This window comes from Paucibacter aquatile, assembly GCF_002885975.1.
GTDB lineage: Bacteria > Pseudomonadota > Gammaproteobacteria > Burkholderiales > Burkholderiaceae_C > Paucibacter_A > Paucibacter_A aquatilis.
This window is the reverse complement of sequence record NZ_POSP01000003.1, coordinates 2,288,155-2,307,969: the sequence shown is the minus strand read 5'-3', so window position 1 is coordinate 2,307,969 and position 19,815 is coordinate 2,288,155. Positions and strand designations below refer to the sequence as shown.

At 66.2% G+C, this 19,815-nt stretch carries 16 protein-coding genes and 1 other RNA gene; 15 read left to right on the top strand and 2 right to left on the bottom strand.

From position 1 onward, the window contains the following. Positions 1-7: 7 nt before the first annotated feature. Positions 8-1,189, bottom strand: a complete 1,182-nt coding sequence (locus C1O66_RS13140; RefSeq protein ID WP_102768294.1) for a LysM peptidoglycan-binding domain-containing protein — start codon at positions 1,187-1,189, stop codon at positions 8-10. Positions 1,190-1,455: 266 nt separating this feature from the next. On the opposite strand from C1O66_RS13140, the gene def reads away from it, so the two are divergent. The 12 genes from def (at position 1,456) to C1O66_RS13080 (ending at position 15,251) form a co-directional block, all read left to right on the top strand. Then, positions 1,456-1,974, top strand: a complete 519-nt coding sequence (def, locus tag C1O66_RS13135) for a peptide deformylase (protein WP_102768293.1) — start codon at positions 1,456-1,458, stop codon at positions 1,972-1,974. Next, the gene (fmt, locus tag C1O66_RS13130; protein WP_102768292.1) at positions 1,974-3,002 is read left to right on the top strand and encodes a methionyl-tRNA formyltransferase; all 1,029 of its coding nucleotides are present in this window, start codon (positions 1,974-1,976) and stop codon (positions 3,000-3,002) included. The genes def and fmt overlap by 1 nt, the downstream gene beginning before the upstream one ends. Positions 3,003-3,088: 86 nt before the next feature. After that, on the top strand, positions 3,089-3,937 hold the full coding sequence (gene htpX, locus C1O66_RS13125; protein ID WP_102768291.1) for a zinc metalloprotease HtpX: 849 nt from the start codon (positions 3,089-3,091) through the stop codon (positions 3,935-3,937). A 75-nt stretch (positions 3,938-4,012) separates the two neighbouring features. Continuing rightward, positions 4,013-4,456 carry a hypothetical protein gene (locus C1O66_RS13120; RefSeq protein WP_102768290.1) on the top strand — a complete coding sequence of 148 codons (444 nt, stop codon included), beginning with the start codon at positions 4,013-4,015 and terminating at the stop codon, positions 4,454-4,456. Positions 4,457-4,659: 203 nt separating this feature from the next. Then, positions 4,660-5,430 carry a head GIN domain-containing protein gene (locus C1O66_RS13115; protein WP_165794599.1) on the top strand — a complete coding sequence of 257 codons (771 nt, stop codon included), beginning with the start codon at positions 4,660-4,662 and terminating at the stop codon, positions 5,428-5,430. A 112-nt stretch (positions 5,431-5,542) separates the two neighbouring features. Beyond that, positions 5,543-6,280 carry an AzlC family ABC transporter permease gene (locus C1O66_RS13110; RefSeq protein WP_102768288.1) on the top strand — a complete coding sequence of 246 codons (738 nt, stop codon included), beginning with the start codon at positions 5,543-5,545 and terminating at the stop codon, positions 6,278-6,280. A 17-nt stretch (positions 6,281-6,297) separates the two neighbouring features. Further along, on the top strand, positions 6,298-6,627 hold the full coding sequence (locus C1O66_RS13105) for an AzlD domain-containing protein (RefSeq protein ID WP_394341041.1): 330 nt from the start codon (positions 6,298-6,300) through the stop codon (positions 6,625-6,627). Positions 6,628-6,743: 116 nt separating this feature from the next. After that, positions 6,744-7,937 (top strand): phosphoglycerate kinase, encoded by a 1,194-nt coding sequence (locus C1O66_RS13100; RefSeq protein WP_102768287.1) that lies wholly within the window; start codon positions 6,744-6,746, stop codon positions 7,935-7,937. A gap of 333 nt (positions 7,938-8,270) precedes the next feature. After that, positions 8,271-11,036 (top strand): ATP-binding protein, encoded by a 2,766-nt coding sequence (locus tag C1O66_RS13095; protein WP_102768286.1) that lies wholly within the window; start codon positions 8,271-8,273, stop codon positions 11,034-11,036. A 151-nt stretch (positions 11,037-11,187) separates the two neighbouring features. After that, positions 11,188-13,509: an NADP-dependent malic enzyme gene (locus C1O66_RS13090; protein WP_102768285.1), complete on the top strand. Its 2,322-nt coding sequence runs from the start codon at positions 11,188-11,190 to the stop codon at positions 13,507-13,509. A 107-nt stretch (positions 13,510-13,616) separates the two neighbouring features. Further along, complete coding sequence (gene pyk / locus C1O66_RS13085; RefSeq protein WP_102768284.1) at positions 13,617-15,047, top strand: pyruvate kinase; 1,431 nt, start codon at positions 13,617-13,619, stop codon at positions 15,045-15,047. Between the two features lie 116 nt (positions 15,048-15,163). Beyond that, positions 15,164-15,251, top strand: a non-coding RNA gene (locus C1O66_RS13080) — sX9 sRNA. Between the two features lie 44 nt (positions 15,252-15,295). On the opposite strand, the gene C1O66_RS13075 is transcribed toward C1O66_RS13080, so the two are convergent. Further along, positions 15,296-16,315, bottom strand: a complete 1,020-nt coding sequence (locus tag C1O66_RS13075) for an ATP-binding protein (protein WP_102768283.1) — start codon at positions 16,313-16,315, stop codon at positions 15,296-15,298. Positions 16,316-16,561: 246 nt separating this feature from the next. On the opposite strand from C1O66_RS13075, the gene fba reads away from it, so the two are divergent. The 3 genes from fba to C1O66_RS13060 all read left to right on the top strand — a co-directional run bounded on the left by fba (position 16,562) and on the right by C1O66_RS13060 (position 19,806). After that, entirely contained in the window at positions 16,562-17,626 is a 1,065-nt protein-coding gene (gene fba / locus C1O66_RS13070) for a class II fructose-bisphosphate aldolase (protein ID WP_102768282.1), read from the top strand. Between the two features lie 111 nt (positions 17,627-17,737). After that, the gene (locus C1O66_RS13065; RefSeq protein WP_102769634.1) at positions 17,738-18,637 is read left to right on the top strand and encodes a phosphoribosylaminoimidazolesuccinocarboxamide synthase; all 900 of its coding nucleotides are present in this window, start codon (positions 17,738-17,740) and stop codon (positions 18,635-18,637) included. Then, the gene (locus tag C1O66_RS13060) at positions 18,634-19,806 is read left to right on the top strand and encodes a hypothetical protein (RefSeq protein WP_102768281.1); all 1,173 of its coding nucleotides are present in this window, start codon (positions 18,634-18,636) and stop codon (positions 19,804-19,806) included. Before C1O66_RS13065 ends, C1O66_RS13060 begins: the two co-directional genes overlap by 4 nt. Positions 19,807-19,815: the final 9 nt, after the last annotated feature.

Below are 19,815 nucleotides of genomic sequence, written 5' to 3'. Positions count from 1 at the left end.
GCCGACCTCAGGGCTGGGTGAAACGATCGCCGGCCTTGACGGGGTCCTTGACCGAGATGATCAGGGCGTAGGACACGCGGGCGTAGACCTGGAACACAAAGAGCACACCGTGGCGCTCGTCGGGCAGCTTGATCTCCTCGCGCTGGCCGCCGCTGCGGTCCACCATGCGCCGGCCTTGCTGCCACAGGGCCAGCACATGGCCGCGCTCCATGCCGTCACGGGCGCCGCGGTTCAGGGCCACGATCTGGTTCTGGCCGGCATTCAGACCATCGCCGTAGATCGAGACGATCTGGCCCGACATGGGCTGAGCCGGTGCATGCGGCACGTAGCGCGAGAAGCTGCGCTGCGGCACCGGGGCCAGGCGGTCGCCGACGCCAATTTCCTGGCGCACCGACTTGATGGTCAGGGTGGCCGGCACGATTTCGCTCTTGCCATCGGGCAGCTGCGTGGTCTGGCCCGGGCGGGTCAGCTCGGCAGTGCCGAGGTAGGGCGCTTCATAACCGAGCAGTTCCTTGGTGCTGGGGTCCAGCAGCGGGCGGGTGTTGCGGAACACGCGGTAGTCGGTGGCCTGGCTCAGGTCGCCGCGGGCATAGGCCAGGTCGCCGCGGGTCAGCAGCACGCGGCTTTCCGGCGTGGCGACGATGCGGGGCGCCTTGGCCAGCTCATCGCTGTCGAAGACCACGGCGTCGTTGAGGAAGGGCTCGATCAGGTTCAGGGCAATGGCGCTGATGGAGCCGTCGTCCACGCCTGAGCTGCGCACGCGCGGCGACAACTTGACCGTGTCGCCGCTGCTGCCGCTGCCCACCGGCTGGGCCAGTTGCAGGCGGGCGCGGCCGTCCACCTTGACCAAGACCAGCACCTGGCCGGGATAGATCAGGTGTGGGTTGCTGATCTGGTCGCGATTCATGCCCCAGAGTTCGGGCCAGCGCCAGGGGCTCTTGAGGAAGAGCTTGGAGATGTCCCAGAGCGTGTCGCCGGCCTTGACGGTGTGGGAGTCGGGGGCGTCGGCGGCCAGCTCGCTCAGCGGCACGCCGGCCTGGGCCACGCGGTCGGCGGTGGCGCGTTGTTGTCCGGTGATGGGCAGGCTGCTTGTTTGCGCGGCGGCGCCCAGGCTGAGGGCCGAGAGGCTGGCCGCCAGCAGCAGGTTCTTCACAAACAGGGCGGTGTTCTGGGCGGGCCGGGCGGACATCAGCGATTCACAAACAGGCATCGAGCACTCTCTACCGCAGACCGGCTGCGGGTGGGTTGGACAGACTTCGGGGTCTTTTTTTCAAGCCATCGCACGGGGTGCTTTGCCGCGGCCTCGGACCAGCGGCGCCAATTCAGCGAAAATCCCCCCAGGCCGCGACGATTCTGCCCCCAAAAACAGGGCGTCGCAACGAACAAAGCGGGCGCTTTTGCCCTCTTGCAAGCTCTTACAAACAGGCGTTGTGCTGAGTCCACACACGCAAGCTCATGGCGAAACTGAACATTCTGCGTTACCCCGATCCTCGTTTGCACACCGTGGCCAAGCCGGTCACGGCGGTGGATGAGCGCATCCGCCAGCTCGTCGATGACATGCTGGAAACCATGTATGCCGCTGAAGGCGTGGGTTTGGCCGCCAGCCAGGTCGATGTGCACGAGCGCGTGGTGGTGATCGACACCTCCGAAGAGCGCAACGAGCCCCGCGTGCTGATCAACCCCGAAATCATCGAGACCAGCGCCGAGTTCACCGAAGGTGAAGAAGGCTGCCTCTCGGTGCCGCAGATCTACGACAAGGTGCCGCGTCACTCGCGCGTCACGGTGCGCGCGCTCAACCGCGAAGGCCAGAGCTACGAGTTCAAGGCCGAGGGTCTGCTGGCCGTCTGCGTGCAGCATGAGCTGGACCACCTGATGGGCAAGGTCTTCGTCGAATACCTGAGCCCGCTCAAGCGCGAGCGCATCAAGACCAAACTGGTCAAGAAGGCTCGCGAAGAAGAAGGGCGCCGCCGCTGATGGCCGGCGCTGCTGTGTCGGCTTCGCGTTCGGGCGGCCCGCGGGTCGCGTTCGCGGGCACGCCGGAGTTTGCGGCCACCGCCCTGGCGGCCTTGATCGCGGCCGGTTTTGAAGTGCCTCTCGTGCTGACCCAGCCCGACCGGCCCGCCGGCCGTGGCATGAAGTTGCAGGCTTCGGCCGTCAAGCAGCTGGCTTTGCAGCATGGCATCCCGGTCGCCCAGCCGCGCAGCTTGCGCCTGGATGGCAAGTTCCCGGACGACGCCGAGGCGGCCCGCCAGGCCTTGCTGGACGCCCGCGCCGATGTGATGGTGGTCGCCGCCTACGGTCTGATCCTGCCGCAATGGGTGCTGGATCTGCCCGGCGCAGGCCGCAGCACGGGCCTGCGCGGTTGCCTCAACATCCACGGCTCGGTGCTGCCGCGTTGGCGCGGTGCCGCGCCCATCCACCGCGCCATCGAGGCCGGAGACGCCGAAACCGGCATCACCATCATGCAGATGGATGCCGGCCTGGACACGGGTGACATGCTCTTGATCGAGCGCCTGCCCATTGCCGCGGATGACAGCACAGCCCGCCTGCACGACAAGCTGGCGGCCCTGGGCGGCCGCATGATCGTCGAGGCCCTGGAGCTGGGCGCCTGCGGTGGCTTGACGGCCACGCCCCAGCCGGCCGAAGGCGTCTGCTATGCCCACAAGATCGAGAAGGCCGAGGCGCAGATCGATTGGCAGCAGGATGCGGCCCAGATCGCCCGCCGCCTGCGCGCCTTCGATCCTTTCCCAGGCGGTGCTTCACAGCTGGACGGCGAGCTGCTCAAGATCTGGCGCGCCGAAATCTGCGAGCGCGGGGACGGCCTTGCCGCCGAGGGTCAGGTCTTGCGGGTGGATGAGTCCGGCATCGTCGTCGCCTGCGGCCAGGGCGCTGTGCGCCTGACCGAGCTGCAGCGCGCCGGCGGCAAGCGCTTGCCGGCGGCGGCCTTTTTGCAGGCGCGGCCGGTGGCCGTGGGGGCGCGTTTCGAGCGCAGCGCCGCCTGAGGCGGTTCTTTCTGAATCTGCTTGAAATCGGGTCTTTCGGCCCGATGTGCCTGCTTCCACCGAAGTCTCGCGAGGAGCCCGCTGCCATGTTCAATCTGATGAAGACCGCCATCCTGATGGCCGCCATCACGGCCTTGTTCATGGCCCTGGGGCGCTTGATCGGCGGCCAGGCGGGCATGATGCTGGCGCTGCTGGTGGCCCTGGGCATGAACTTCTTCAGCTACTGGTTCTCCGACCAGATGGTGCTGAAGATGTACCAGGCCCGCGAAGTGGACGAGACCTCGGCGCCGCAGTTCTACGGCATGGTGCGCGAGCTGGCCCAGCGTGCCCAGCTGCCCATGCCCCGCGTCTACCTGATCGACGAGGACGCGCCCAATGCCTTTGCCACCGGCCGCAACCCCGAGCATGCCGCCGTGGCGGCGACCACGGGCATCTTGCGGGTCTTGTCCGAGCGCGAGCTGCGCGGCGTGATGGCGCACGAGCTGGCCCATGTGAAGCACCGCGACATTCTGATCAGCACCATCAGCGCCACCATGGCTGGTGCGATCTCCATGCTGGCCAATTTCGCCATGTTCTTCGGCGGCCGCGACAGCGAGGGCCGTCAGAGCAATCCGCTGGTCGGTTTGCTGGTGTCGATTCTGGCGCCGATTGCGGCCGGCCTGATCCAGATGGCCATCAGCCGGGCGCGTGAGTTCGAGGCGGACCGCGGCGGCGCCGAGATTTCCGGCGACCCGCAGGCCCTGGCCTCGGCCCTGAACAAGATCCATCGCTTTGCCCAAGGCCTGCCGATGGAAGCGGCCGAGCGCCACCCCGAGACGGCGCAGATGATGATCATGAACCCGCTCTCCGGCAGTGGCCTGGCGGGCCTGTTCAGCACCCATCCGGCCACTGAGGAGCGGGTGGCGCGGCTGATGGCCATGGCGCAGGGGCGCTGAAGCCTCGCCCTTCGTTCATTCCCTGTCTGCGAACGCGGCGCTCAAGCTGACCCGTGGCTGGCCGATACTGAAGACATGAAGTCGCACCCGACCGCGCCTCGTCGCGCCCTCCTGACCCTGTCTTTGCTGGCCAGCCTGCTGGCCCTGACCGGCTGTGAGCAGCTGGGCATCGAGGACCCGGCCAAGGTCATGGCCGCCAAGGAAGCCGAGGGCAAGGCCATCGGCAGCGCCTGCCGTCACGCCATGCGCGCCATCGAAGACTGCTACACCTTGAACCCCAAGGCCCACAAAGCCTCGGTCTTCAATGGCTGGAAGGAGATGGACGAGTACATGCGCGAGAACAAGCTCGAAGGTGTGACCCCGGTCGTACCGAGGCCGCCCAAGCCGGGCAGCCCCGAGGCCCTGGCGCTGGAAGAAAAGGCTGCTGCGGCGGCCGAAGCCAAGGACAACGCCGAGAAAGAAGCTGGAAAAGAGGGCGGGAAAGACGGCGCCAAGGCGAGCAAGGCCAAAGCCCACTGATCGCGCCCACGCCGCCCGCCCTGCGTGAGCCCCGGCCGCTGCAGCCCCGTGCTGCCGCGGCTTTTTCACACCTTGGCTTCATGTGGTTCCGTGCTTTTGGCATTTGAAGCTGCCGCGCCTGCATTTGGTCGAATCGCGCTGGGCGAGGTCCGGCGGCACGCCGAAGATGCATGCACCTCATCTTCTTTCGGAGCCTGACCATCATGTTGCAACGCCGCCTGTTCTCTCTCGCTGCCGTCACCGCCCTGACTGCCCTCAGCCTGACCTCAGTCAGCAGCCAGGCCTGGAGCTGGGGCAGCTCCGAACGCATCAAGGGCACGGGCGATGTCAGCAGCGAAGTCCGCGATCTGGGCAGCTTCGAGAGCGTCAGCCTGGCCGGTGGCTTCAAGCTGCTCGTGCGCCAAAGCTCGCAAGGTCGGGTCGAGGTCAAGACCGACCGCAACCTCCACAGCTATATCGAAACCCGCATCGTCGAGGGCAAGAAGGGCGGCCGCACCCTGGAAATCAGCCCCAAGCGAGGCTATGAGGTGCAGGGTTCGGTGACCCCCGAGATCGTGCTGGACATGGCCCAGCTGCGCAGCATTGCCGTGGCCGGCTCGGGTGATGTGCGGGTCGAGGCCATGAAGACCGGTGAGGTGGATGCCAGCGTGGCCGGTTCGGGCGATGTGCTGTTCGCCGATCTGAGCAGTGAGCGCCTGGGTGTCAAGGTGGCCGGCAGCGGCACGGTCACGGCCAACGGCCGCTCGGGCAGCCTGAGCCTGTCGATCGCTGGATCGGGCGATGTGCGCGCGCGCGGCCTGCTGGCCGAGGCGGTCAAGGTCTCGATCGCAGGCAGCGGCGATGCCGAAGTCAATGCCAGCAAGACGCTCAAGGTGTCCATCGCCGGTTCCGGCGATGTGGGCTATGTGGGCTCGCCCGAGCTCAGCACCTCCATGGCGGGCAGCGGCCGCGTGCGCCGCTTAAACGGCAACTGAGCGGCAACTGAGCTGCCCTGCTGGCAGCCGGGCGGTCGCAGGATCGCCCCGGGCGGTGCTGGCGTGATCTCCCTGCGACAGCGGCCCCGCGCTCGGGCCGCGACAATGGCGCATGCTTCAAACCTTGAAGGCGCAGTGCCGCCACCCTGAATTCCGGCGCGGCGCGCGTGAGATGGCGGGCATCACCCTGGGCATCTCGGCCTGGGGCCTGGTGACCGGCGTGGCCATGATCAAGAGCGGCCTGTCAGTCGGGTTGGCGCTCTTGATGAGTCTGGTGGTGTTTGCCGGCAGTTCGCAGCTGGCGGCCTTGCCCCTGATCGCCAGCGGTGCGCCCATCTGGGTGATCTGGGCCACGGCCTTTTGCGTCAACCTGCGCTTCATCATCTTCAGCGTGCAGTGGCGCATGTACTTCGGCCACCTGCCGCTGCTTCAGCGCCTGCACATCGCCTACTTCGCGGCCGATCTCAACTACGTCGCCTTCCTCAAGCGCTTTCCCGAGGCCAAGCCGCACCCCGATCAAGCGCCCTATTTCTGGGGCGGGGTGTGCTTGAACTGGGCGGCCTGGCAGATCCCGTCCATCGCCGGCATCCTGCTGGCCAACCATGTGCCCACGCAGTGGGGCCTGGGTTTCGCGGGTGTGCTGGCGCTGCTGGGCCTGTCCTACACCTTGCTCAAGGACCGCAAGACCTGGGTCTCGGCGGCCCTGGCCGGCTGCGCCGCGGTGGCGGCCTATGCCTTGCCGCTGCGCCTGAACATCATGGTGGCCATCGCCGTGGCGGTGACGGCCGGGCTGCTGATGGAGCATTGGTCGCCCTCATCGGCTGAGGCGGCACGAGAGGTGCGTGAGTGATGGCCACGACGATGATGATGAACGACTGGCTGATCGCCCTGGCCATCGTCGGCATGGGCTTGATCACGCTGCTGACCCGTGGCTTTTTCATGATTCCGAAGAAAGAGCTGCCCATGCCCGACTGGGCCAAGACGGGCCTGCGCTATGCCCCCATCGCCGCACTGGCCGCCGTGATCGTGCCCGAGATCGTCATGACCCAGGGCCAGCTGATCAGCACCTGGCAGGACGCCCGGCTTTACGCCACCGCAGCCGGCACCGCCTACTTCTTCTGGAAGCGCGGCATCCTCGGCACCATCGTCTGCGGCACGGCCGTGATGCTGGCCCTGCGCATCGGCCTGGGTTGGTGAAACCGCTTGGATTCGGTGTGCGGCATCGGGCTTGGTAAGCTAGCGGGCCTCGCACGGCCGGGTCCTTGTTCGACCCCGCCACCCCCCGAATTCCAAACTAGCCCTGAGCTCAACCCATGAACGTGATCCGTTTCACCGACCTGATCGCCGCTGGCAAAGTTGCCGGCCAACGCGTCTTCATCCGCGCCGACCTGAATGTGCCGCAGGATGATGCCGGCCACATCACCGAAGACACCCGCATCCGCGCCTCCATCCCCTGCATCGAGCAAGCCCTGAAGGCCGGCGCTGCCGTGATGGTCACGTCCCACCTGGGGCGCCCGACCGAGGGCGAGTTCAAGCCCGAAGACTCCCTGGCCCCGGTGGCCCAGCGCCTGGGTGAACTGATGGGCCGCGAGGTCAAGCTGGTTGCCAACTGGGTGGACGGCGTGGATGTGAAGCCCGGCGAGCTGGTGCTGCTGGAAAACTGCCGCGTCAACAAGGGCGAGAAGAAGAACAACGAAGAGCTGGCCAAGAAGATGGCCGCTCTGTGCGACATCTACGTCAACGACGCCTTCGGTACCGCCCACCGCGCCGAGGGCACGACCTACGGCATCGCCCAGTTCGCCAAGATCGCCTGTGCCGGCCCGCTGCTGGCCGCCGAGATCGACGCCATCAGCCAGGCGCTGAGCGCGCCGAAGCGCCCCCTGGTGGCCATCGTCGCCGGCTCCAAGGTCTCGACCAAACTGACCATCCTCAAGGCCCTGTCCGAGAAGGTCGATGGCCTGATCGTCGGCGGCGGCATCGCCAACACCTTCATGCTGGCTGCTGGCTTGAAGATCGGCAAGTCGCTGGCCGAGCCCGATCTGGTGGCCGAAGCGCAGGCCGTGATCGATGCGATGAAGGCGCGCGGCGCCGCCGTGCCGATTCCGGTGGACGTGGTGGTGGCCCAGCGCTTCGCGGCCGACGCCCCGGCGACGGTCAAGGACGCGGCCGATGTGGCTGAAGACGACCTGATCCTGGACATCGGCCCCAAGACTGCGGCCCTGCTGGCCGAGCAGCTGAAAGCCGCCGGCACCATCGTTTGGAACGGCCCGGTCGGTGTGTTTGAGTTCGACGCCTTTGCCCAGGGCACCGAAACGATCGCCCGCGCGATCGCCGCCTCGCCGGCTTTCAGCATCGCCGGTGGTGGCGACACCCTGGCAGCCATCGCCAAGTACGGCATCGAAAAGGACGTGGGCTACATCTCCACCGGCGGCGGCGCCTTCCTGGAAATCCTGGAAGGCAAGACCCTGCCGGCCTTCGAGATCCTGAGTCGGCGCGCACAAGGGTGACGGCTCACCCCTCCTGATACGGGCCATTGGGCAATGCGGCCACGCACTTGCTGAGCGTGCTGATTGCAGACTGGGCCTCGCATTGCGAGGCCCTTTTTGCGAGCAGCCCCGGGTCTGTCGAGCAAATGCCTGTGGAGTTGGCGAACGCATTGACCCGGCCTCGCCGCTTGGTCTCTTGTCGCTGACGCTGGTTGCCCATGGTTTGGTGGCGTGACATTGCTCACATCTGCCGGAGCCGCTACAACTTCAGGCTGTTCAGGCCAGGCTTGCCGGCGTAGGCTCAAGCCACTGAAGCGGCGAGGCTTGCAGATGCGCTGGACTGGCGAACTTGAGATGTTTCCGTGTCGTGGGTCGCTGGCATTCACCCAGGAGGCCGGTGCGAATGAAGCCGCAGACCTGGAGCAAGTGGCAGTGCTGGCCTGGGGTCTGCGTCAGCAGGACAGTGAGCGTGCGCTGCAGTTGGCCCACGAGGTACTGGCGCAGGTGCCGTTGAGCGACCTCGCGGACGAGGTGCGCAATGGCATTCAAGCGCGCATGCGCCTGGTGCAGGCCGAGGTGGCCTTGCTGGGTATGAGGCTGGATGAGGCACAGGGGCTGCTCGATCAGGCCGAGCTCGATTTCAGCGCGCTGCAGGATTTGCGCGGCTTGTGCGATTTGCATTGGTTGCGACATTACGTCGCGGCCGATCGGGGTCAGGCTGAGTGCTTGCGGCAGGGGCTGGAAACAGCCATCGAGCTGGCAGAGCGCGTGGGCGATGGCGAGAGACTCCTTCTTTTGCAACTGACCTTGGCGCGCTCAGAGCTGTTTCGCGACCAGATGGTGGCCAATCACACCTGGGATGCGCGACTGCCTCGCAGCACCGAGGGCTTGAGCCCAGCGTGTGCGGCTGCAGTGGCCGACTACCGTGGTCTGCAGTGCGGCCTGTCGTCCGAGTTTGCGCCGGCGGCGCAATGGCTGATCGAGGCCTACCGCTGGTCGGTGGCCTCGGGCCAGCTGCGGCGGGCCTTGTCGGTGGCATCCAACCTGGGCTACACCTACACCAGCATGTCCGACTATGCGCAGGCGGTGGAGTGGCTGCAGCGCGGCCTGAGCCTGGCGCGTGAGTCCGGCTGGCCCGGCTCGCTGTCACTGGCATTGGCGCAGACCGGGGATGCAATGCGGCGCATCGGCCAGCTCAGCGCGGCGCGCGAGCTCTTGTTGGAGTGCCAGGCCTTGCTGGCGGCCCACCCTCACAACCGCAGTGCCATGCTCGCCCTCAAGTACCTCTCGGAGATCGAGCTGGATCTGCAGGAAAACGAGAGCGCGCTGCAGCATTTCCAACTGTTGGCGGAGCGGGCGCAGTCGGTCGACTCCAAGGACATGCACACCGACGCGGCCCTGGGGCAAGCGCGCGCCCTGTTGCGCCTGAGGCGCCTGGCCGAGGCCCGAGAAGCTGCCCTGCATGCTCGCGAGGTGGCGCAGCAGCAGCGTGAGCGCAGCACCCTGGTCGACATCTTGTGGACGCTGGCCGAAATCGGCCAGGCCGAGGGCCAGTCGCCCGAGGCGGTGCTGCCCTGGTTGCAACAGGCCCTGGCCCAGGCCGAGCGTTTGCCCGGGTACTGCACGCCGCCGGCCTTGCTCGAAAGTGCTGCGGCTGCGCACGCGGCCCGGGGAGATTTCAGTGCCGCGTACCAGCTCAGCCAGCGGGCCAGCGAAGTGCGGCAGCAGGTGTTCACGGAAGAATCCGGTAAGCAGGCGGCGGTGCTGCATGTCCAGCATCAGGTGGAGCGCGCGCGCGCCGAGCAAGAGCATTTGCGGCAGTTGGCGCAGGCCGAGTCGGCGCGTTCGCAGGCTTTGCAGAGCTTGCACACGGTGTTGTTGCATCTGGGCGAGAGCGGCAAGGAGATCACCGCGCAACTCAATGTCGGCCGGGTGCTGGCTGTGTTGCAGCGTCATGTGGAGGAATTGCTGCAGAGCAGCCGGCTTTCGTTTTTTTTGCTCGACGAACGCGGCGAATGGTTGGAGTGCGCGCTCGGATGCCTGGATGCAGCCACGGCTGGCGCCCGCATCGCAGTGTCCGACGCTCAGCACGAATGCGTCCGCGCCCTGCGCAGCCGCACCGAACTGATGATCGAAGGTCAACGTATGGTTGCACCTTTGCAAGTGGCTGATCGCGTCATTGGCGTGATGCGTGTGATTGGGCTCCAGGCACAGAGCTTTGGCGAGCGCGAGCAGCTGGTCTTCAGAAACCTCTGCGCCTACGCTGCCGTGGCCATGGACAACGCCAAAGCCTACGAGAAGCTGGGCGAGTTGCAACGACAGGTGGCGGCGCAGGAAAAGATGGCCTCGATCGGGCAGTTGGCGGCCGGCGTGGCCCATGAGATCAACAATCCCATCGGTTTCGTCAATAGCAATCTGGGCACGCTGGCGCGCGATGTCGGCAGCTTGCTGGCGCTGGTGCAGGCTTACCGGGAGGCTTGCGGCGAGAGTGCCAGTGCTGAACAGCGACAGCGAGCCCAGACGCTGGAGCAAGCCCTGGATCTCGCCTTTTTGGCGGAAGACCTGCCGCAGATGATCCACGAGAGCATCGATGGCCTGCAGCGGGTCAAGCGCATCGTGCAGGACTTGCGCAGCTTCTCGCGCGTGGATGCCTCCGACTGGCTGTATGCCGACTTGAACGAGGGCATCGAGTCCACCCTGAACATGCTGATGCATGAGATTCGCTATAAGGCGCAGGTGCGAAAGGAACTGTCACCCCTGCCGGCCGTGTACTGCCTTGCCGCGCAGATCAATCAGGTGCTGATGAATCTTCTGGTCAATGCTGGCCATGCCATCGAGCGAGATGGGTTGATTCTGATCCGCTCCTGGGTGGACGGAGCCTGGGCCTGCGTCTCGGTGCGTGACAACGGCTGCGGCATGGCTGCCGAGGTGATGAAGCGCATTTTCGAGCCCTTTTTCACCACCAAGCCGGTCGGACAGGGCACCGGGCTGGGGCTGTCCCTGTCCTTCTCCATCATCCAAAAGCACAAGGGCCGGATTGATGTCGATTCCGCCCCCGGCCAGGGCACCTGCTTCACCCTGCGTCTGCCTGTTCAGGGCCCGGACTCGGTGGTGGCTTGAGACCCGCTGGGCTGGGCCGGTTCGTCGGTGCATCATGCGGCCGGTATTGCCGTCTTTGCATGAAAGTCAAAACTCTCGGCATCAGCGCGTCACATGGGTCGATGTAACCTCCCGGAACTTTGATTTTTCCCAATTTCCAGGAGAGCAGGGAATGAGCGAACAGAACAACAAGGCTTTGTCCCCGGCTGAAGCCGCGCTGCGCGATGCCGCCCGCGAGTACCACCGCAGCCCGACGCGCGGCAAGATTGCCGTCACCCCGACCAAGGCCTTGTCCAACCAGCGCGACCTGTCCCTGGCCTATTCGCCCGGTGTGGCCTATCCCTGCCTGGACATCGAGGCCGACCCGCAGAAGGCGGCCGACTACACCTCGCGCGCCAATCTGGTCGGCGTGATCACCAATGGCACGGCGGTGCTGGGCCTCGGTGACATCGGCCCGCTGGCCGCCAAGCCGGTGATGGAGGGCAAGGGCTGCCTGTTCAAGAAGTTCGCCGGCATCGATGTGTTCGACATCGAACTGGCCGAGCGCGACCCCGACAAACTGGTGGACATCATTGCCGCCATGGAGCCCACCCTGGGCGGTGTGAACCTGGAAGACATCAAGGCGCCCGAGTGCTTCTACATCGAGAAGAAGCTCAAGGAGCGCATGAACATCCCGGTCTTCCACGACGACCAGCACGGCACGGCCATCATCTCCAGCGCCGCGCTGCTGAACGGCCTGGAACTGGTGGGCAAGGACATCGGCGCCGTCAAGCTGGCTGTGTCCGGCGCCGGTGCGGCGGCGATCGCCTGCCTGGACGTGATGGTGGGCTTGGGCGTCAAGCGCGAGCACATTTTTGTCTGCGACTCCAAGGGCGTGATTCACGCCGAGCGTGAGGATGCCAAGGCCGGCAAGCTCGATGAATCCAAGCAGCGCTACTGCCAGACCACGACGGCGCGCACTTTGGCCGATGTGGTGAATGGCGCCGACGTCTTCCTGGGTTGCTCGGCCGCCGGCGTGCTCACGGCCGAGATGGTCAAGACCATGGCTGCCAGCCCCATCATCCTGGCCCTGGCCAACCCCGAGCCCGAGATCCGCCCCGAACTGGCCAAGGCCGTGCGCCCGGATTGCATCATCGCCACCGGCCGCTCCGATTACCCGAATCAGGTCAACAACGTCCTCTGCTTCCCCTACATCTTCCGCGGCGCGCTGGACTGCGGCGCCAGCAAGATCACCGAGGAAATGAAGCTGGCCTGCGTGCGCGAGATCGCCGCCCTGGCCAAGGCCGAGACCAGCGATGAAGTCGCCGCGGCCTATGCCGGCGAAGAGCTGCACTTCGGCCCCGACTACCTGATCCCCAAGCCCTTCGACGCGCGCCTGATTCTGCGTATCGCGCCGGCCGTGGCTCAGGCTGCCGCCGACTCCGGCGTGGCCGAGCGCCCGATCGCGGACATGGCGGCCTACCGCCAGTCGCTCGAGCGTTACGTCTACCAGACCGGCATGTTCATGCGCCCGGTGTTCACGGCCGCCAAGGCCAACCCGGCGCGCGTGATCTACGCCGAGGGCGAGGACGAGCGCGTGCTGCGTGCGGTGCAGGTGGCGCTGGACGAAGGCATCGTCAAGCCGACGCTGATTGGCCGGCCCGAGGTCATCGCCACCCGCATCGAGCGGGCCGGCCTGCGCCTCAAGCTGGGCGAGGATGTGGCCGTCATCGACCCGAACAATGACGCGCGCTTCCGCCAGTACTGGGAGGCGTACCACCAGGTCATGGGCCGCCAGGGTGTGACGCCCGAGATGGCCAAGGCGGCCGTGCGCCGCTCCGCCACCACCATCGGCGCCCTGGCCATCAAGCTCGGCGATGCCGATGCCATGATCTGCGGCATGGTCGGTCGCTTCGACAACCATCTGGAGCATGTCTCCGACCTGATCGGCCTGAAACCCGGCGCGCGCAATTTCGCCACCATGAATGCGCTGATGCTGGACGAGCACACGCTCTTCATCACCGACACCTTCGTCAACGACCAGCCCGATGCCGAGCAGCTGGCCGAGATCGCGGCCATGGCGGCCGAGGAGGTCAAGCGCTTCGGCCTGCCGCCCAAGCTGGCCTTTGTGTCGCACTCGATGTTCGGCTCCAGCAAGCGGCCCTCGGCCGTGAAGATGCGCCGTGCGCGCGAGCTCTTCACCCAGCATGCGCCCGATGTCGAGTGCGATGGCGAGATGCATGGCGATGCGGCCCTGAGCGAATCGGTGCGCAACACCTTCCTGCCCGACAGCACGCTCAAGGGCGCCGCCAATCTGCTGGTGCTGCCTTCGCTGGATGCGGCCAATATCTTGTTCAATGTGCTCAAGATCACCGCAGGTCAGGGCGTGACGGTCGGCCCCATCCTCTTGGGTTCGGCCGCGCCGGTGCACATCCTGACGCCTTCGGCCACGGTGCGCCGCATCGTCAATATGACGGCGCTGGCGGTGGCCGATGTGCTGGCCGCGAAGGGCTAATGGCCGGACACTGGTTGTAACTCGCTGAAACCCTTGTTCGACGTTTGAGCGGCCACAAATGCGCCGCATAATCAGCCGCTTGTAACTTTATTTCAGCGAGATCTGCCATGTCCCGAGCCACCAAGATCGTTGCCACCCTGGGCCCTGCGTCCTCCTCACCGGAGGTGCTGGAGCGCATGATCCGAGCCGGCGTCGATGTGGTGCGGCTCAATTTCTCGCATGGCAAGGCGCAGGATCACATCGACCGCGCCCGCCTGGTGCGCGAGGCCGCCCGGGCCGCCGGCAAGGAAGTGGCCATCATGGCCGATATGCAGGGCCCCAAGATCCGCGTCGGCAAGTTCGAGAACGGCAAGATCGAGCTGATCAACGGCGAGCGTTTCATCCTCGACGCCGACCGCACCGAGCTCGGCAATGAGCAGGCCGTGGGCCTCGATTACAAGGAACTGCCGCGCGATGTGAAGCCCGGCGACACCTTGCTGCTGAACGACGGCCTGCTGGTGCTGACCGTGGAAGCGGTGCGCGGCGCGGCCGTGCACACCATCGTCAAGCTGGGCGGCGAACTGTCCAACAACAAGGGCATCAACAAGCAGGGCGGCGGCCTGACCGCCCCGGCCCTGACCGCCAAGGACATGGAAGACATCAAGACCGCGATGAGCTTCCGCTGCGAATACCTGGCAATCAGCTTCCCCAAGAACGCCACCGACATGGAAATGGCCCGCCAGCTGGCCAATATGGCCGGCGAGCCTTACGGCCACAAGCCCAGCATGATTGCCAAGATCGAGCGCTCGGAGGCCATCCCTCACCTTGAGGCCATCCTCAAGGCCAGCGACGGCATCATGGTGGCCCGCGGCGACTTGGCCGTGGAGGTCGGCAACGCCGCCGTGCCGGCCCTGCAAAAGCGCATGATCAAGATGGCGCGCGAGCTGGACAAGGTGGCCATCACCGCCACGCAGATGATGGAGTCCATGATCGTCAACCCGGTGCCCACGCGTGCCGAGGTCTCGGACGTGGCCAATGCCGTGCTGGACGGCACCGATGCCGTGATGCTGAGCGCCGAGACGGCGGCCGGCAAGTTCCCGGTCGAGACCATCGAGCAGATGGCAGCCATCGCCCTGGAGGCCGAGCGCGCCGAGTTCGTCAGCCTGGACACCGATTTCGCCGGCCGCCAGTTCGGCCGCATCGACCAGTCCATCGCCATGGGGGCGCTGTTCACCGCCCACCACCTGGGCTGCAAGGCCATCCTGGCCCTGACTGAATCGGGCTCGACCGCGCTGTGGATGAGCCGCCACCGCATCCAGGTGCCCATCTACGCCCTGACCACCCAAGAGGTCAGCCAGCGCAAGATGACGCTGTACCGCAATGTGCGCCCGCTGCTGATGCCCAAGTTCGAGGACCGCGACGCCGCGCTGAAGGCGGCCGAGCAAATCCTGGTCGAGCAGGGCGTGCTGATGCCGGGCGACACCTATGCCATCACCTGCGGTGAGCCCATGGGCTATCCCGGTGGCACCAATATGCTCAAGGTCTGCCGCGTCGGTTAAGTGTTTGAGAGTTTTTTACTGCGCGACTGCCATGAGTCGTTGGTCCGGTGTTGGCTCCGACATCACATTCGCTTCGCGAATATGAGTCTTGCCGCAACTCCGTTGTCGGAATCCTCACGTACAAGAAGTACGTTCCGGTTCCTGCGCTCCGTCCGCCTCGCCTGACAGCCGCTCGCTACAAAAACTCTCAAACACCGGTTGGTCGAAGGCGGGTAGAGCCCGGCCAACGTCGACGGGTCTCTTGGTTCTCAGGCGTTCTGCGCGCTCTTGATCAGCGCTGCGATGCGCGGCGTCATGTGCGTCGGCACCAGTTCCACCTCGGTGTGGGCGCGGGCGAAGACGCGGAACAGCTCGTCGGTGAAACCGTGGCCCACATCCTCCACCCCTTCAAAGCTGACCTCGGCCCGTTTGAACTGCGGCAGCCGGGCCGCCACGCGGCGAGCCTGGGCGCGTGAGTCCAGGGCCTGGCCGGGGCCGGCCAGCAGGCGTAGATTGATGGTGGTGCGGTCGAATTCGATGCCATCACCGGCCAGGCTCCAGGATTCCATCACCTGGTCCAGGCTGCGCTTGGTGTCCAGGGCGATCGCCATGTAGATGGAGCTGCCCTGGCGCGGCAAGGGTTTGCCTTTTTGCCAGCCGGTGCTTTCCCAGGCGCGACGCTGGAAGGCGGTGCCGTTGGCATGGATGTCGAAGACATCGGCCAGCTGCGAGCTGAAGAACAGGCCGCGGCCGGTGTGCATCTCGGGCTGGCTGGTCAGCCGGCCCTTGCTCAGCTCCAGCATGGCGTGTTGGGCATCGGCGATGTCGAAGGCCGAACAGATCTTGTCGAACACGCCGCAGCCATCGTCGGACACCAGCAGCTGCACATGGCTGGGCGTCTGGCGCAGCGAGACGGTGACGCTGGTGCCGCCGCTGTGGTCGATGGCGTTGTTGACCAGTTCGGTGAAGCCATGCTGGATCATGCGCGCCACATGGGGCGGCAGGTCGAAGTGGGGCGCAAAGTCGCGCTGCCAGGGCAGGTCTTCCTGCAAACCGTGCAAGGTGTAGGAGCGCGCCACCTGGCGCAGCAGGCCCGGGCCGTAGACCGGCCGGCGGCTGCTGCCTGAGCGCACCAGCCAGTGCGCGTCGACCAGGCGGCGCAGCGCGCCCAAGGCCGAGCGGTGGCTGGCGCCGGTGCGCTCCTCGAGATGCTGGGCCAGGTCGTGCGAATGCTCGCGTGCGGCGGCGGTGATCCAGAGGGTCAGCTGGTCGAGTGCGAGTCGTGTCATGCGTGGGGCTCCATGCGTGCAGTGTGACCAGGGTTGGCCCCCGTGAAGGCGTGAACAAAAGGGCACTGAGAGCCTAAATGCTTGTCAACATTGACACAAGCGAGGCTGCCCGGGCTGTGGTTTGCCACCCCACCGCTAGAATCCGCGCCAGTTACAACGCGGTTACATGGCCCGCGCCGTCATCAATCGACGGATGATGGGCTTGTAGGCTGCGTCAATCGGATTTCAAACTCCCGGAGAACTTCCATGGCTCTCGTCTCAATGCGCCAACTGCTGGACCATGCCGCCGAACACGGTTACGGCATCCCGGCCTTCAACGTCAACAACCTCGAGCAGGTCCAGGCCGTGATGGCCGCCGCCGACGAGGTCGGTGCCCCGGTGATCCTGCAGGCCAGCGCAGGCGCCCGCAAGTACGCCGGCGAGCCCTTCATCAAGCATCTGATCCAGGCCGCGGCCGAGATGTACCCACACGTTCCCCTGGTCATGCACCAGGATCACGGCACCAGCCCCAAGATCTGCCAGGGCGCCATCGACCTGGGCTTCGGCTCGGTGATGATGGACGGCTCGCTGATGGAAGACGGCAAGACGCCCTCGTCCTTTGAGTACAACATGGACGTGACCCGCCGCGTCGTCGAAATGGCGCACAAGGTCGGCGTCACCGTCGAGGGCGAGCTGGGCTGCCTGGGCAATCTGGAAACCGGCGATGCTGGCGAGGAAGACGGCATCGGCGCCGTCGGCAAGCTGGATCACAGCCAGATGCTGACCGACCCGGAAGAGGCCGCCACCTTCGTCAAGGCCACCCAGCTGGACGCCCTGGCCATTGCCATCGGCACCAGCCACGGCGCCTACAAGTTCAGCCGCAAGCCCACCGGTGACATCCTGGCCATCAGCCGCGTCAAGGAAATCCACGCCCGCATTCCCAACACCCACCTGGTGATGCACGGCTCCTCGAGCGTGCCGCAAGAGCTGCTGGCCATCATCAACCAGTACGGCGGCCAGATGAAGGAAACCTTCGGTGTGCCGATCGAGGAAATCCAGGAAGCCATCAAGCACGGCGTGCGCAAGATCAATATCGACACCGACATCCGCTTGGCCATGACCGGCGCGGTGCGCAAGTTCCTGTTTGAAAACCCCGACAAATTCGACGCCCGCGAATGGCTCAAGCCGGCCCGCGAAGCCGCCAAGGCCGTGTGCAAGCAGCGTTATCTGGAGTTCGGTTGCGAAGGCCAGGCCGGCAAGATCCAGCCGCGCACGCTGGTGGACATCGCCGCGGCCTACGCCCGCGGTGAGCTGAACCAGATCGTTCAGTAAGACCGACCGAGGACGCCCGTCCGACCCAGGCCCGCCCGGTTCGCGCCCGGCGGGCCTTTGCGTTGTTGAATGCCGCCTAAAATCCCGGCGAACTTTTCCCGGATGCCCACCATGACCGCTGCCTTGCTGAACTCGACCCTCACCTCCTTGCCCCTGATCGCGCGCGGCAAGGTGCGCGAAAACTATGCGGTGGGCGAGGACCGCATCCTGATGATCGCCAGCGACCGCATCTCGGCCTACGACGTCATCATGGGCGAGCCCATCCCGGGCAAGGGCGAGTTGCTGACCCAGATGGCCCTGTTCTGGTTCGACAAGCTCGACGGCATCGTGCCCAACCACCTGACCGGCGACGACCCGCTGTCGGTGGTGACGGCCGAGGAGCAGGCCCAGGTGCGCGGCCGCTCCATGCTGGTCAAGCGCCTCAAGCCCCTGCCGGTCGAGGCCGTGGTGCGCGGCTACCTGGCCGGCAGCGGCTGGGCCGAGTACAAGACGAACGGCCAGGTCTGCGGCGTGCAACTGCCGGCCGGCCTGAAGAACGCTTCCAAGCTGCCCGAGCCCATCTTCACCCCGGCCACCAAGGCCGAGATGGGCGACCACGACGAGAACATCAGTTTCGACAAGATGGTCGACATCATCGGCCTGGATCTCGCCACCCGCGTGCGCGACATCTCCATCCAGCTCTACCAGCGCGCCGCCGATTACGCGCTGAGCAAGGGCATCATCATTGCCGACACGAAGTTCGAATTCGGCCTCGATGCCGACGGTACCCTGACCCTGATGGACGAAGTGCTGACGCCCGACTCCTCGCGTTACTGGCCGGTGGAGAGCTATGCCGAAGGCATCAACCCGCCCAGCTACGACAAGCAGTTCCTGCGCGACTGGCTGGAGGCGGCGCAAGTCGACGGCAAGCTCTGGGGCAAGACCGCGCCGGCGCCGGCCCTGCCGGCCGAGGTGATCGAGAAGACCGCCGCCAAGTACGCCGAAGCGCTGCAGCGCCTGACCCAGTCATGAGTGGCGCCAGCCGCAGCCCCTCGGGCAAGCGAGCCGCGGGCGCCGCGCGTGCGCCGGCGGCGGCGGGCGAGGTGATCAAGAACCGCCTGCTCACCCGCATCGAGGCCGAGATCGCCGCGGCCACCAACCAGACCCAGTCGGCTTGCGCGCGCGCCCGTCGGGCCCTGCTGCTGGCCCGCCATGGCCGCATGGAGCAGGCGCGCAGCGAACTGACCGGCCTGCACCAGCTGGCCTTCCAGCACCCCCATCCCGAACTCGGCGCCTGGCTGCATTTCGCCGAAGGGCTGATGAGCTACTACACCGATTTCAGCAGCTCTTCGCACGAGAAGATCGCCCGCGCCCAGCAGATCGCCCGCGCGGCCGGCCTGGCCGATCTGGAGGCGCTTTGCGCCGCCTGGCTGTCCCAGCTGGCCTATGTGCGTCATGCCGAGGACGAGATGCTGGCGCAAGCGGCGCTGTGCGACCGCCTGGCCGCGGCCGACGATCATGGCGCCCGTTACCGCTTGTGCATGACCCTGGGCCTGGCCCATCAGCACGCCAATCTCAACACCGAAGCCCTGGCCTGGTATTCCCTGGCCCGCCGCCATGCGCTCAGCGACGGCGACGATGCCTCGCTGTCGGCGCTCATGTACAACATGGCCGAGATGCGCACCGCGCAGGCGCGGCGCGCCAGCCTGTCGGAGGCTGTCAAGGCCGGTGAGGGCCTGCTGCTGGGTGCCGATTCGATCAAGCATTACGACGCGGCCATGGGTGGTTCGGTCATGCCCGATCTGACGCCGCTGCTGCGCGCCCAGATCCTGGTGGTGGAAGGGCAGTTCGCCCAGGCGCTGGAGCTGTACGAGGCCCATCTGCCGCAGGCCATGGCCAATGGCCTGGCGCGACTGGGCAGCAGCCTGCTGGCCGACCTGGCCTGGTGCCGGGTCAATCTGGGCCAGCCCGAGCGGGCGCTGATGCAGGCGCGTGAGTCCGAGTTCGAGCTCGATGCGCACTGCGATGTGGACGACCGTGCGGCCACGCACAGCCGCCTGTCCCAGGTATACGCCGCCCTCGGTCAGGCCGAGGTGGCGGCCCAGCAGGCCAGCCTGGCGGCCAGCGAGTGGCGCGAATTTGCGGCCCACCAGGCGCAGCTGGCGGCACGCCTCAAGGCGCTGGCCCTGCAGCCGCGCTGAGCTGCGAAA